Annotated in this window: 13 protein-coding genes; 8 read left to right on the top strand and 5 right to left on the bottom strand. The window is 62.2% G+C overall.

Translation table 11 applies throughout. The features are described from left to right. The first annotated feature begins 63 nt into the window (after positions 1-63). Positions 64-1,032, top strand: a complete 969-nt coding sequence (locus ACSQ84_RS29780) for a peptidyl-alpha-hydroxyglycine alpha-amidating lyase family protein (protein WP_436215295.1) — start codon at positions 64-66, stop codon at positions 1,030-1,032. A gap of 207 nt (positions 1,033-1,239) precedes the next feature. Then, a complete protein-coding gene (locus ACSQ84_RS29775) occupies positions 1,240-1,797 on the top strand; it encodes an HNH endonuclease (RefSeq protein WP_211994154.1) in 558 nt (185 codons plus the stop codon). A gap of 106 nt (positions 1,798-1,903) precedes the next feature. On the opposite strand, the gene ACSQ84_RS29770 is transcribed toward ACSQ84_RS29775, so the two are convergent. Beyond that, on the bottom strand, positions 1,904-3,472 hold the full coding sequence (locus ACSQ84_RS29770) for a GMC family oxidoreductase (RefSeq protein WP_436215294.1): 1,569 nt from the start codon (positions 3,470-3,472) through the stop codon (positions 1,904-1,906). Positions 3,473-3,527: 55 nt separating this feature from the next. Continuing rightward, a complete protein-coding gene (locus ACSQ84_RS29765; protein WP_436215293.1) occupies positions 3,528-4,946 on the bottom strand; it encodes a M20 family metallopeptidase in 1,419 nt (472 codons plus the stop codon). Between the two features lie 768 nt (positions 4,947-5,714). On the opposite strand from ACSQ84_RS29765, the gene ACSQ84_RS29760 reads away from it, so the two are divergent. Together ACSQ84_RS29760 and ACSQ84_RS29755 are read left to right on the top strand one after the other, a co-directional pair. Then, a complete protein-coding gene (locus tag ACSQ84_RS29760) occupies positions 5,715-5,837 on the top strand; it encodes a hypothetical protein (protein WP_436215292.1) in 123 nt (40 codons plus the stop codon). A gap of 236 nt (positions 5,838-6,073) precedes the next feature. After that, positions 6,074-6,526 (top strand): hypothetical protein, encoded by a 453-nt coding sequence (locus ACSQ84_RS29755; RefSeq protein WP_436215291.1) that lies wholly within the window; start codon positions 6,074-6,076, stop codon positions 6,524-6,526. A 941-nt stretch (positions 6,527-7,467) separates the two neighbouring features. Here the strand turns inward: ACSQ84_RS29755 and ACSQ84_RS29750 are convergent. Beyond that, positions 7,468-8,823, bottom strand: a complete 1,356-nt coding sequence (locus ACSQ84_RS29750) for an alpha/beta fold hydrolase (RefSeq protein WP_436215290.1) — start codon at positions 8,821-8,823, stop codon at positions 7,468-7,470. A gap of 188 nt (positions 8,824-9,011) precedes the next feature. Beyond that, a complete protein-coding gene (locus ACSQ84_RS29745) occupies positions 9,012-9,410 on the bottom strand; it encodes a nuclear transport factor 2 family protein (RefSeq protein ID WP_436215289.1) in 399 nt (132 codons plus the stop codon). 445 nt (positions 9,411-9,855) lie between these two features. Between ACSQ84_RS29745 and ACSQ84_RS29740 the strand changes: the two genes are divergently transcribed. The 3 genes from ACSQ84_RS29740 (at position 9,856) to ACSQ84_RS29730 (ending at position 10,954) form a co-directional block, all read left to right on the top strand. After that, positions 9,856-10,272 (top strand): phasin family protein, encoded by a 417-nt coding sequence (locus tag ACSQ84_RS29740; RefSeq protein WP_436215288.1) that lies wholly within the window; start codon positions 9,856-9,858, stop codon positions 10,270-10,272. 214 nt (positions 10,273-10,486) lie between these two features. After that, positions 10,487-10,699: a hypothetical protein gene (locus ACSQ84_RS29735; protein ID WP_436215287.1), complete on the top strand. Its 213-nt coding sequence runs from the start codon at positions 10,487-10,489 to the stop codon at positions 10,697-10,699. A gap of 24 nt (positions 10,700-10,723) precedes the next feature. Further along, positions 10,724-10,954 carry a hypothetical protein gene (locus tag ACSQ84_RS29730; protein WP_436215286.1) on the top strand — a complete coding sequence of 77 codons (231 nt, stop codon included), beginning with the start codon at positions 10,724-10,726 and terminating at the stop codon, positions 10,952-10,954. A 117-nt stretch (positions 10,955-11,071) separates the two neighbouring features. Here the strand turns inward: ACSQ84_RS29730 and ACSQ84_RS29725 are convergent, their stop codons facing one another. After that, positions 11,072-11,809: a Crp/Fnr family transcriptional regulator gene (locus ACSQ84_RS29725; protein WP_436215404.1), complete on the bottom strand. Its 738-nt coding sequence runs from the start codon at positions 11,807-11,809 to the stop codon at positions 11,072-11,074. 629 nt (positions 11,810-12,438) lie between these two features. Between ACSQ84_RS29725 and ACSQ84_RS29720 the strand changes: the two genes are divergently transcribed. After that, positions 12,439-13,956 (top strand): AMP-binding protein, encoded by a 1,518-nt coding sequence (locus tag ACSQ84_RS29720; RefSeq protein ID WP_436215285.1) that lies wholly within the window; start codon positions 12,439-12,441, stop codon positions 13,954-13,956.

Below are 13,956 nucleotides of genomic sequence, written 5' to 3'. Positions count from 1 at the left end.
TCGCCTCTGCGACACTTGGCCGGGAAGGGCTGGATCAACCGGCCGTTGGATCGGGAGCAGCGCATGCCGTCCATTCTGGGCTCAGGCGAACACCGTTACCGCGTGGTGGAGAACTGGGCGAAGCTGCCCGATGGCTGGAGGCTGACCGACGTCGCCTCCGTCGCGGTCGACAGCCGGGACCGCATCTACGTCTTCAACCGCGGCGAGCATCCGATGGTGGTGCTGGATCGCGAGGGAAATTTCCTCAGGAGTTTTGGCGAAGGGCTGTTCACCCGCGCCCATGGCCTGCACATCGACGCCGACGACAATCTGTATTGCACCGATGACGGCGACCACACCGTGCGCAAATGCTCGGTCGACGGCAAGGTGCTCTTGACCATCGGCATCCCGAACCGGCCCAAGCCGTTCATGAGCGGCGAGCCGTTTCACCGCTGCACCCATACCGCGCTGTCGCCGAAGGGCGAAATCTACGTCTCGGACGGTTACGGCAACGCCTGCGTCCATAAATACACGCCCGACGGCAAGCTGCTGAAGACCTGGGGCGAGCCGGGAAGCGATCCCGGCCAGTTCAACATCGTCCACAACATCGCGACCGATGCCGACGGCTGGGTCTACGTCGCCGACCGCGAGAACCACCGCGTCCAGGTGTTCGACGGCAACGGCAAATACGAGACGCAGTGGAACAATCTGCACCGGCCCTGCGCGCTGCACTGCTGCGGCGGCAAGCATCCCACCTTCATCATCGGCGAGCTTGGCCCCGGCATGCCGGTCAACCGCAAGGTGCCGAATCTCGGGCCGCGGCTTTCGATCGTCGACGCCAGGGGCCAGCGGATCGCCCGGCTCGGCGGCGAGGACGGACCGGGCATCGAGACCGGCAAATTCCTCGCCCCCCACGGCCTGGCGCTGGATTCCAGGGGCGACATCTATGTCGGCGAAGTCGGCGTCACCAACTGGAAGACCGACTTTCCGGACACGCCGATGCCGCCCGAGGTCGGGGTCGGCCGCTGCCTGCAGAAGCTGGAGAAGGTTTGAGGCCGGCCGCGCTGCACGGGCCTTCGGACGCCCGATCACGATGGATTGACCTCCAAAAGCCCGCCGCCGAGACCCGAGGAACCATGGCGATTCGGGGGCGGCCCGTGCTGGATAAGGCCCGGAACGCTCTTCACAATCCCGTCACGCTGCCTGTAGTATGCAGGGCGCATGCTGCTTCGCAGCTAACATGGGAGTCAGGAGCGTTTCTTGAACGCACACGTCTCGCAAGGCGGTTGGCCGGTACTGGTGCTGAACGCGGATTTCCGGCCGCTGAGTTATTACCCGCTGTCTCTCTGGTCGTGGCAGGACGCGATCAAGGCGGTGTTTCTCGATCGCGTCAACATCGTCGAACATTACGACCGCGCGGTGCACAGCCCGAGCTTCGAGATCCAGCTGCCGAGCGTGGTGTCGCTGAAATCCTTCGTCAAGCCGACGACGCATCCCGCCTTCACCCGGTTCAACGTCTTCCTGCGCGATCGCTTCTCCTGCCAATATTGTCTGGCGCATGACGACCTCACCTTCGATCACATCATCCCGCGCAGCAAGGGCGGCCAGACCACCTGGGAAAACGTCGTCGCGGCCTGCTCGCCGTGCAACCTGCGCAAGGGCAATCTGACGCCGCAACAGGCGCGGATGTTTCCGCGGCAACACCCGTTCGCCCCGACCGTGCACCAGTTGCACCGCAACGGACGCCTGTTTCCGCCGAACTATCTGCACGATAGCTGGCTCGATTATTTGTATTGGGATACCGAGCTCGATCCGTAGGGGTTGGGTCGTAGGGTGGGCAAAGGCGCGCTTGCGCCGTGCCCACCACTCCTTTCGACGCGAAAATGGTGGGCACGCTTGCGCTTTGCCCACCCTACGAATTCCCTCATCTCTCGCCCTTCAACCTGTCAGCCATCCGCTCGGCGATCGCGACCGTCGTCAGATGGGTGTTGGCGCGCGGGACTTCGGGCATGATCGAGGCGTCGATGACGCGCAGGCCGGTGCATCCGATCACGCGGCATTCGGGATCGACTACCGAGCGGGGGTCGTCGGCGGCGCCCATGCGGCAGGTGCCGCTGGCGTGCTGGGCGTCGCTGCACTCAGTGAACAGCCAGTCGTCGAGCTCCGTGGCGCTGAGCGCCTCGTCCATCGAGCGCCCCGTAGCGCCGTACTCGACGCGGTGGGCGATCTCGGTGATGGCCGGCTGCAGGCAGATTTCGCGCAGCCGGCGCACGCCGTCACGCATGCGAACGAGATCGCTGGGATCGGACAGCATGCGCTCATCCACCGCCGGGTCGATCGTGGGATCTGATGTGGTGATGCGGACGTGGCCCTGGCTGAAGGCCTGATAGACCGACACGGCGATGCGACCGCGCGCGGTGCTGGCCGTCTGATTGACGTCGCGGGCGAGGTTGCCGGCGATCATGATCATGTCATTCTCGCCTGACCCTTCGAGGCCGGAGCTGTAGCGCAGACAACAATTGGTGTGCCGATGCATCAGCGTGCCGACCTGGCCGTGCTCGCGCAAATGCAGCAGCGCATCCATGATCGGATGATCGAGCAGGTTTTCGCCGACCGGCAGATCGGCGAGGACGGGAATGCCCAGGCCCTCCAGCAAGGCTGCTGGGCCGATGCCGGAGCGCTGCAGAATGGCCGGCGAGTGAATGGCGCCCGCGCAGAGGATCACCTCGTGCTTTGCTGTCGGTGCATATGATTTGCCGCCGATGCGCACCCGGACCGCGCGGGTGTGAAGGCGGTTGCCTTCGAACTCTATGCCCTCGACCAGGGCGTCGCCGACGATCCGCAAATTGTCGCGGCCGCGCGCGGGCTCCAGATAGCCGTCATTGGTGGAGACGCGGCGTCCGGCCTCGCTGTTGATGGCGTATGGCGAGACGCCGGTGCCATCAGGCGCGTTGTGGTCGTCGCACCAGCCATAGCCGAGGCCGAGCGCGGATGCGCGTAGCGCACGGTCGACGTTGCCCCAATCCGGCACCGGCGCCCGATACACCGGGATCGGGCCGCGATCGCCGTGATAGGCGGCATCCGGAAAATTCTTGTCGGTTTCGAGCTTGCAGAACCAGGGCAGCATGGCGTCCCAGCCCCAGCCCTCGCAGCCGCTTCTCTCCCAGCGGTCGAGATCGTCAGGCACCGCGCGGATCGCGATCTGGCCGTTGATCGTGGAGCTGCCGCCCATGGCGCGCCCGCGCCACAGCAGGCGCGGCGCCTGCCGCTCGGTTCGCCTTGCAAGCAGCTTCGGCCAGCGGAAATTGTCATCGCCGATGGCGCGCATCGGGTTCGGAATCTGGATGTGCTCCGGCGTGTCTGCCGTGCGAAAATCCTGCCCGGCCTCGAGCAGCAGCACGCGATGCGAGGGATCTTCGCTGAGGCGCGCGGCCAAGGTGGCGCCGGCGGAGCCGCCGCCGATGATGATCGTGTCGTACTCGGAATCAGTCATGCGCGGGGGCACGGCTTTCTGGAGGCGCCAATCATGCGAAACGCTCGTGCCCCGCTCAGTTCACCGACATATCCAGCGGCGGCGCCACGTTGTCCGGCAGCGGGTTGACGTAGGGGGTGCGGGCGGTGCGTTTTTTCAGATCGGCCTTGGCGGCGGCGATCAGCGCAGGCTCGTTCAGCGCCTGGACGCCGAGCGCGGCCATGGCCTTGGCGGCCTGCACCATCGCCTTGTGGGCATGCGGGCTCTTGCCTTGCGCCACGATCTGCCAGGTGTGAAACGGCGTGCCGATGGCGACGGTGGGGGCATGGACCTGAACGGTCGGGACCACCCAGCTGACGTCGCCGACGTCGGTCGAGCCGATCTGCGGATTGCGCTTGGCGTCCAGCGGCACGATGAAATCGGCGAGCGGCCGGTCGGTCGGATCCATGCCGATCGAATGATAGACGGAGGCGATGTCCTTGTCCGTGAGAGTCGCGCGGATTTTTGCGGCGAATTCCTTGTCGGCCGCGTCGAAGTGCGGCGGACCGAGTTCTTCCATGATGCGGTGCAGGGCTTGTTCGAGCGGGGTGTTGTCCAGCACGTTGGAGACGGCGGAGATGATCCGCATCTCCACACTGGTTTCGGTCATCAGCGCCGCTCCTTGCGCGATCTTGTGAACGCGCGCCACCAAGGAACTCATCCCGGGCAGGTCGCGGTCGCGGATCGAATAGCGCACGCGGGCATGGGCCTGCACCACATTGGGCGCGATGCCGCCGGTGTCGAGCAGCGCGTAATGCACGCGGGCTTCGCTCGGCATGTGCTCGCGCATGTAGTTGACGCCGACATTCATCAGCTCCACCGCGTCGAGCGCGCTGCGGCCGAGATGCGGCGACACCGCGGCGTGCGAGGCGCGCCCGGTGAAGATGAAATCGGCGCGGGTGTTGGCGAGCGACGGCGTCACCGCGACTTCCCAGAAACTGTTGGGGTGCCAGGTGATGGCGATGTCGGCGTCATCGAAGGCGCCCGAGCGCACCATGAAGGTCTTTGCCGCACCACCCTCCTCGGCGGGGCAACCATAATAGCGCACGCGGCCCGGCGTCTTGCTCGCGGCAAGCCAATCCTTCACGGCGGTGGCGGCGAGCAGTGCGGCCGACCCCAGCAGATTGTGGCCGCAGCCATGGCCGTGGCCGCCGGCCTCGATCGGCTTATGCTCGGCGACGCCCGCCTCCTGGCTGAGCCCGGGCAGCGCGTCATATTCGCCGAGGAAGGCGATGACCGGACCGCCCTCCCCCCATTCGCCCATCAGGGCGGTGGGAATGCCGGCGACATTCTCGGTGATGCGAAAACCCTGGTGGCGCAGCTCGGCGAGATGCTCGGCCGAAGATCGCGCCTCGGTGTAGCACACCTCCGGCATCGCCCAGACCCGGTCGGCCAGATCGATGAAGCGAGGCTTGATGACATCAATGCCCCGCCAGATGTCGCTGCGATTGTCCATGCTGTGTCCCTGATCGTTGTGCGGCTGAAATCGTATCAGCTTCGCCGGAGGCGGCCTAGCGCGAGCCGGGGTGACCTGCCATGCGGCCGGCATACTGCTGCCGCCTCACATACAACTGTCGTCCTCCGCCTTGTGCGCACTTGCGCACTGGAGCGAGGGACCCAGTACGCCGCCGCTTATCGATAGGCTCATTCTCAAACCCGTCATCCTGAGGTGCGAGCCCCTTCGGCGAGCCTCGAAGGATGAATCGGCCACAGCCGGGCCGTCGTCCTTCGAGGCTCGCAAGCGCTCGCACCTCAGGATGACGGAGATACAGCTTCGCGATCTCGCGGCGCATTGCGCCCGAGGTTTGCAAGTAGCTCTCGCCCTCTCAATCGGCTCTTTTGCCTCCGTTGCGCCCTGAAAACTATTGTCTCCAGGTGCATTGACGCCAGCACCGCGACGTCGGGACCACACGCCTTTGCCGTACGCTCTCGCGCCGTTCGTTATCGGCGCTACCAGCGTCCACCGCGACCCGTCCCAACGATCGTGACGATCATGATACGCCCCTCTGGCGGGACGGGATGGACGAAGATATAGACTGATTTTTGCTTCTGTAAAAGCGAAATGTTTTTTATTTCAAGTCTTGACACGATTTCTGTAAACACGAAGTGATTTGCCCGTCGGGCAACGGCGAGGGGTGGTAGCAAATGCGAACAGCCCCTCTCCTGACCCTCCCGCGCGATTGGAGCCCGATAGCGATTCCAGTATGGCGGTGCGGGGGCCATCGTGCAACGGCTGCCCGCGGGAACGCTTGTTGTCGTCGCGAAGAGCGCGGGCGGATGGGCTCATGTCTCGAAGGACGGGGCGCTCGGCTATGTCGCGGATACCGGGCTGGCGGCGTTGAAGTAGCCGGCGGGGTGATTTCCGCGCGATGCTCAGCGGTCAACGTTCTTTAAAGCCGACGGCGCCACCCATGCCTTTCTTTCAACAAACAACCGACATCCCCTGCCGACTGCAACGACGGGAGACCATCCATGCCCATCTCCATTCCGCGGCTGCTCCCGAGTGTGCTTGCGCTGGCGCTCGTCGTCTCTACGTCCGCGACTGCGGAACCGAAACTCGAGATGCATCGTGTCGGGGTTAACGTGGACGATGGCTCGGGGTGGTATCCGGCGGTTTCGACCAAGGGTTCGTTCTCGATCCTCCTGCCAATTCCCTTCAACGATTTCACGACTCGCGATCCCGGCACCGACGAAGTGACCCATGTCGTCGGCGGCAAGAGTTCGGAGGGAATCAAGATTACGGCGGTTGAACGGCCGGTCACGGCAAAGACACCTGTCGACCTCGCGGCAATCCCGAAATCCTTCTCATCCAATCCGGCCAACAAATTGTCTGACGTAAGCCGCAATAGCAGCGATGGCGTCGATACCCTGTCCTTCTCGGTCGCCAGCCCGACAACGACGGCGCATATCCGCTACATCAGGATGAAAGATGCGCTCTACATACTGACGATTGAATGCCCAAATGCGTATCGCGACGTGGTCGCGGAACGGAAGGATAAGTTCTTCGGATCCTTTAAACTCAAGGGGAAGTCCTGATCGAGAACAGGGATTATGCGACAATATCTGCTCTTTCGGCTGGAGCGGACATCTCTGTCACGCGGCCCGACTTCCGAAAATGACCCGACGCGGACACGGGCTATATTGCTCGCGAAACTGACACGTCCGGAATCCGGCAGCGCGAAGGAGGGCGGATTGAGCCGAAGGCGTAATCCGCCGTTTGTGGCTCCAACGCCCGACATGGCAGTGAGATACTGCGCTTGATTATGTCACCCCTGCGATTGACGCGCGGAGACTTCGGCGGGAATGTTTGCCGGGCAGTTGCACAAGACGGCGGATTACGCCTTCGGCTCCAATCCGCCCTGCGAGCTAGACTATAGCAGACAATTGCGCGCCACTCGGAAAACGGAAAGGCTGATGTTGGCACTTTTCGGACCTGCCCGACCACGCCTATAATGTCCTGTCTTTGTGATAGAGAGGACATGATCTAGCAAACTCAGGCCTCGGCAGCACCGCCAGACGCATGCCCTCATAGGATCGGCACCGGCTATGTCGAAGATGTCGGCTGACTGTGAAGTACTTTACTTTCCCGTGTTCTTGGCCTGGGCTAAGGTGGCGGAAGGCTTCTTACTTTGAAGGAGGCATCAGATGCTCGCGATCAAATGGAGCTCCCGGTATAGCGCTCGCGAATTGGTGATAATGGCTGGGGCGTTTGTCCAACTCCTCGCACTGAATGCATTACGACAAAGGGGTGAAGGCAAACCAAGGCCGCCACTCTGGAAACACTTCGACGACACCCATCATTGGGACTCAATCGCGGAGGAATGGGTTCCCAACGATGATATTAACGATGCCTCTCGCTGACGGGCCCAACGGGCGGTGCGGGCGCGTACAAATAGCTGGATCGGGATGTGAGTTCCTGCTGGCCCCTTGATAGTGGTCAAGCGATTGCTTTTGGGCCGCTTGGCTTCCAGCCCGGATCACTTAGTCAAAAACAGATTGATCTCCTCGAAAAACCGAGCAGCGGCCGGTTCGTGCTTCATAAAAAGATGATTCCGCCCCGGCAGCGCTATGAAACGGGCACCGGGAATCCCGGCCGCCATTTGGCGGCCCGCATCGATCGGGGCCATCAGATCGTCACGCACATGCATGACCAGGGTTGGCACCTGCACTTGCGGGAGCAATTCGCGCACATCGAGATTTCCGACGGCTTCGAAATAGCGAGCAGCGCATTCAGGTGATGTGGTCTTTCGTTGAAGGTCGTTGAACCAATCAGCCTGCTCCTTTGTAGCCTCGGGAATGAACTGCGAGGTGAACATTTGCCGAAATGCCGGATTGTCCGCGCCCCATCCAAAGCGCATCAAAGTTCCCATCGCCTTTCGTTTCTCATGTTCCGCTGGTGATCGCTTGCCGCCGCCCAGCGCAAAACCACCATACAGGATCAAGCGACTAACGCGCTCCGGATGCCGTGCGGTATAAGCAATCGAGATGGCACAGCCTTGTGAGACGCCAAACAGCGGAAAGCGGTCTAGCCCAACGGCATCGACCACGGTTTCGAGATCGCCGACCCATGCCTCAAGAGAAAGTTCATCAACATCCCAATCCGACAGCCCGTTGCCTCGTGCGTCGTATCGAACCAACGTGTGATTCCTCGCCAATCCTTCCAGCAAATGATGCCAGATCGGGCTCTCCCAGTCGTGTTCAAGGTGATTCATCCAGTTCGCCGCCTTGACCAAAGGTGAACCCTGCCCCACGGTTGCATAGGCAAGGCGCACCCCATCGGACGTTCGGCAATATTTGATCTCCTGCGCCATGCTGACGGAATCGAAGTTCACCGAATAGACTTCGACGGGCTTGGCGATGTTCTTGAGGTTCCGAAGCCCCAGCTTCTCGCACGTGAACGAGAGTTTTTCGAGCAAGTGATCGTGTGCCTGGCGCGAAATGCAAATCCCGCCCGGTTCGGCTATACCCTCAAGCCGTGCGGCGATGTTCACACCGTCGCCGTAAATATCGTCATCGTCGATGATGATGTCGCCGAGGTTTATGCCGACCCGGAATTCGATCCGCTTATCGACACTTACCCTGGCATTCCGCTCGCACATGCCGCGTTGCACTTCTACGGCGCATCGTACCGCGTCAACCACGGACGCGAACTCGACCAACATGCCGTCTCCGGTCGTCTTGACGATACGGCCCCGATGTTCATCGATTTTCGAATCGACGAGCGCTTGCCGATGCCCCTTCAATTGAGCGAGCGTGCCTTCTTCGTCCGCGCCCATGAGACGGCTGTAACCGGCCACATCAGCAGCCAGGATTGCTGCAAGCCTGCGTTCCAACGATGCATCCTCCAACCGTCGGTTACCGCTCACGAACCTATCAGAACGAGTCCTTCTTCGCGACTTCCCGGAAGGCAGAGAACCCTGTAAACCGCAACGCCGACGCCAAAACCGAACGCGCCAGCTAACGATCAGCGGTGTACCGTCGCCTGCATCACGACACTACGGCTCCTGCCCGGTGCTCACCCTCAACGAAACGCTTTGGCGGCCGCAGCCGAGTCCGTGTGCTCTTGAAAGGCCACGATCAGGCCACCGCGGACGGTGAGGACGTGCGCGAAGTCGCTCTCGTAGGTGCGCCCGTTGGCCTTGACCTGCCAGACGTAATGGCCGAGCACGACGACCTTGTCGCCCTGTGCAATGAATTCACCGGGCTCGAATGAACGCGCATCCTGTAAACTGGCGAGCGTCGAAAAGAACTCGCCGACCGCGCCGCGCCCCCGTCGCTTGCCGGCAAAAGGCACGTTCTCAACCTCTGGCAACTGCCACGTGATGTCCTCTGACATGGATTGCAACAGCGCCGGGATGTCGCCGGCTTTGAAGTTGGCGTAAGCCTGCTCGACAAGCTGTCGGTTCTCAAGTTCGCTCATCTGCACCCTCCTGGCATCTGGGGTGAAAGCGCGGTCATTTCCAATCGATACGCCTAAAGGGAGCCTTCAAACAACGATCCGTTGATGCTTGTACTCTCGCTCTCGCCCAAGACAGCGTCGGAAACGAAAAAAAGCCCACGCCTCACGATGCCCCCGTTGTTCACAACGTCACTCCCGTTTGTCATACTAATATACGTTGGTTTATATTGACATCGTCGAAAAAATTTTTGCCGAGAGTCGCAAATCGAACCGACCGCCTCGTTTTATCACGGCACAGTGATATCGGGCTGGATTGAAGCTCATCAAAAAGCAAATCGAACGCGGAGCGTGAGCTCTCGTGACGCAAGCGATGCGTCTCGGGAAAAGGCTTTCGCTTGAGAAAGGTGATGTAACCGTGAGTGAAAGCGAAACGAAAGTTGCACCGAACGGAGCGAATGTATTCGGTATGCCACTGTTGGAACTGCCGAAGATCGCGCTGCCTGGCGTGAGCTTCGAGCTTGCCGAGCAGGGCTTCGCCCGCGCGCGGGAAGGCTGCGAGAAGATGAAAGTCGCGTCAGCGGCGATGACGGAAGCGCTGCGCGAGACCTATTCGAGCAACGCCAGAAGCACGACCGACTACGGGCTCAAGGTGCTCGAAATCTCCAACGCCAATGCCGCCTCCGCGATCGATTTCTTCGTCAGTCTCCTGGGCAGCAAGTCAGTTTCGGATGTCGTTACCTTGTCCACCTCGCAGGCGCGCAAAACCTTCGACGCCGCATCCGGCCAGAACAAGGAATTGCTGGCGCTTGCCCAGAAGCTTGCGACGGAAACGGGTGAGCCGATCAGGGATCACTTCGCCAAGATGCTCCACAAAGCCAGCTAAAAAAGCGGCGCCCCAATTCACATAGAGGATTCGTTCAGGAGGGATCCGGCCGGTTGGATCAAGCCCAGCGACGAGCATGCCCACTACATGCTCGATCAAACAAAGGCACAGGTGCGACATGCCCCCCAAGTCATCGCACCGACAAGAGGCACAAATCCAACCGGCCGGTACATTGCTAGAAAAAACAGCAGGTACCATTTCAAGGGAGGGACACATGGGTATGGTTATGGTGAAATGTCCGCAAAGCGGACGCGCGATTCCCACCGGCATCAAGACCGATCGCGAGAGCTTTGGACGCAGGGCGGTGTTCTTCTCGCGCACCCATTGCCCGATCTGCAGCGCCGATCACGCTTGGTTCGCGCGGGACGCCTGGGTCCACGAGCCGAGCGTCCGGACGCGGCGTCTCGGCGCGGGCTCCGGCGCGTAACCGTGCTGCGCGATGGGGGACACCATGGCGCGCATGGATATCTCAACCGAAAAGTCGACCTGGCTGCTGCAGGCCAGGGACTTTCTCGAAGAAGCACGACGGCTAAAGCCGGGCCCCGCGCGCAACGAGCTGCGCCAGACAGCGAAGGTGCTGCACGAGCTAGCGAAGCTCGATGCAAAGTCTGTTCTGCTGAAGTCTGGATCGGCTCTGGACCTTGATTGGCCCAGAGAACCTGACGGGCGGAGGATTCGCTAATCGCCCGGTGCAGCCGTTCTCGAGTTCATCGCCCTTTTCACAGCTTCGCTAAAGGGGGCGATGGGCTTTCCCGAATCGACGCGACGGCCAGTCGCAGCGGACAGGTCGACGGTCACCTCACACGATATCGCCGGATTCAATTTCCGGGATGCGCACAGCAGCGGACGGAACCGCCGGGCGAGATCGGGCGGTGTTGACCGAGCAGATCTCCTCGACTTCGAGACGCATGGTGCCGTGGCATTCGCACGCTGCCGCCGCGAGCCGCGACCGGTCGATCTCGATCCGGCCTCGCTGATCAGACCTGATCGCTCCCGAAGCGCGCAGTTTGCCCATCAGGAGCGTCACCGTCGTTCGTCGCACACCAAGTATTTGCGACAACGCCTGCTGGGTGAGCGGAAGTACGTCCTGGTCGATGCGGTCGCGAAACTGCAGCAGCCAGCGGGCCATGCGGGCTTCGACCGGGTGCAGCGCATTGCAGGCCGAGCCGATCTGGAACTGTACCAGCATCCCCCTGGCGTGATTCTGAACCATGTGCCGGATCGCCGGACTTCGATTGAAGGCAGCGTGAAAGCGCGATGCAGGAATCCGCGAGGCGCTGCCCGCCGCACGGACGACCGCGGTAACGGCCGAAAGTGACGGCCCGAGCACCGAAAGAATGCCGACCGCGCCCTCGCGCCCGACTGCGGCGGTGGCAACCGTCTGTCCGTCCGCCATGTCGATCATCAGCGAGATGGCGCCGCTATGCGGGAAAAAGACATGCGCGATCGGGTCACCCGCTCGCGAAATGACCGCCTCCGGATCGAGCGCCACCGTCTCTGACACGGGTCCCAGCAGATCGAGGTCCGATGACGGCAGCGCTGCAAGAAGGCGGTTACCGGTTCTGTCTGGAGGCTTCACTGAAGGGAGCCCGCGATGAGTTCGCGGCCTTCTTCATTTGGAACGTCGCGAAACGCCGATCTCAACATACGTCTAAATCTGCTCGCTGCACGCGCTCCGGGATCAAACTCACCTTGGTACGCTTTTACGCTCGACAACTAATTTACTCCCCAACAACAACTCCCAACCGATCGACTGCGAAGTAAATTCCGCTCGCAGCATCACAAAGAGTTAGATGCAAACGGGCCGGACGCAACAACAAAATGCGCATGAGTACCACCGTAGTAATGCGGAACGTCTGGTTCCAATTCCGGCGCACGGCACAGGCTTTCCGGCGTACGGCACAGGGCGGAAACGGACGAGACCCATCGATGCGCGAACCCATTGCGACGTCCGCACGTAGCCCTTTTTACACTGGCGATGGACGTCGTCGGTCAGGCCCCCAAGCCGCGCAATGAGGTGAACGCTCCCCAATCGGGCGTTGCTATTGTCTGCGGCAATATGGACGCTGCGCCCGTCTTGAGTGACAATGTCTCCTGCTGGTGAAGTGCCAGTGGTTGCCATCGCGGCCTCATCCGAACCACATCGCCCCATAACGGAAACGCCCCATGTTGATTCCCCTCGCCGAGGTGCCGCGCTGGTATGCCGAGCGCAAACCGCAGGACACGATCGCGGTCAGCCATGGCGCGGATACGCTGAGCTGGGAGCAGCTGGAGCGCAACGCCAACGCCCGCGCCCGGGCTTTTGCGGCCAAAGGTGTAAAACCCGGCGATTTCGTTGCCATTGGGCTGCCCAACAGCAACGCGTTTTTCGAGACGACGTTTGCGGTGTGGAAATGCGGGGCGACGCCGACGTCGCTGACCTGGCGGTTGCCGCGCGGCGAAGCCGCCGCGGTGCTGGAAATTCTAAAACCTTCGCTGGTGGTGGGCGGCCAGCCGGACTGGAATGCGCCGAATTCGCTGCCGGCCGATTTCGTAGCCGACGGTTTTTCCACCGAGCCGATCGACAACCCGGTGGCGCGCTACTGGAAGGCGATGACCTCCGGCGGCTCGACCGGGCGGCCCAAGGTGATCCTCGACCACCGGCCCGCCGTGATCGATACTGCGGGGCCTGCCGCGGTCGGCATGCCGATCGGTGCGTCGCTGCTCAACCCCGGCCCGCTCTACCACAACGCCCCCTTCATCGTTTCGCACACCGCGCTGTTCCACGGCGGACGCGTTACCGGCCTCGTCAAGTTCGACGCCGAGGAGTGCCTGCGCCTGATCGAGGCCCATCGCGTGCAGTGGGTCAATTTCGTGCCCACCATGATGCACCGGATCTGGGCGCTACCCGGCGAGGTGCGGAGCCGCTACGACCTGTCCAGCCTGCAAACCGTGTTTCACATGGCGGCGCCGATGCCGCCATGGCTGAAGGAAAAATGGATCGAGTGGCTGGGGCCCGAGCGCATCTATGAGCTCTATGGCGGCACCGAAGCGCAGGGCGCCACCATCATCTCGGGCGTCGAATGGCTCGAACACAAGGGCTCGGTCGGCAAGATCGGCGAGACCGCGCGGCTGCGCATCATCGGCGAGGACGGCAACGAGGTCGCCACCGGCGAGACCGGCGAGATCTATTTCCTGCCCAATGACGGCGCCGGCTGCACCTATCATTACCTCGGCGCCGAGCCGAAGCGCCGCGCCGACGGCTGGGAATCGCTCGGCGATGTCGGCAGGCTGGATGCCGACGGCTATCTCTATCTCGGCGACCGGCTCGCCGACATGATCCTGCGCGGCGGCGCCAACATCTATCCGGCCGAAATCGAGGCCGCGTTATCGGCGCATCCGCAGGTTCGCTCCTGCGTCGTGGTCGGCCTGCCCGACCCCGAGTTCGGGCAACGCGTGCACGCGATCCTGGAACTCGGGCCCGACACCGATGCGCAGGCGGTTGCCGACGGCATGGGCGATTTTCTGTCCGACCTGCTCAGCCGCTACAAGCACCCGGAAAGTTTTGAAGTGGTCAGCGTCGGGCTGCGCGATGATTCCGGCAAGGTCCGCCGCACCCTGCTGCGCGACGAACGCGCGGCCTGGCTGAAGCAGAATCGCGCGTTCCGGATTCTGCCGGCGCGGGCAGCGGCGAAGGCGGGGTGA

Origin of the sequence: Bradyrhizobium sp. LjRoot220, from assembly GCF_964252915.1 — a bacterium.
Taxonomy (GTDB): Bacteria; Pseudomonadota; Alphaproteobacteria; order Rhizobiales; family Xanthobacteraceae; genus Bradyrhizobium.
The sequence above is the reverse complement of the archived record's forward strand: the minus strand, read 5'-3'. Positions and strand labels throughout refer to the sequence as shown.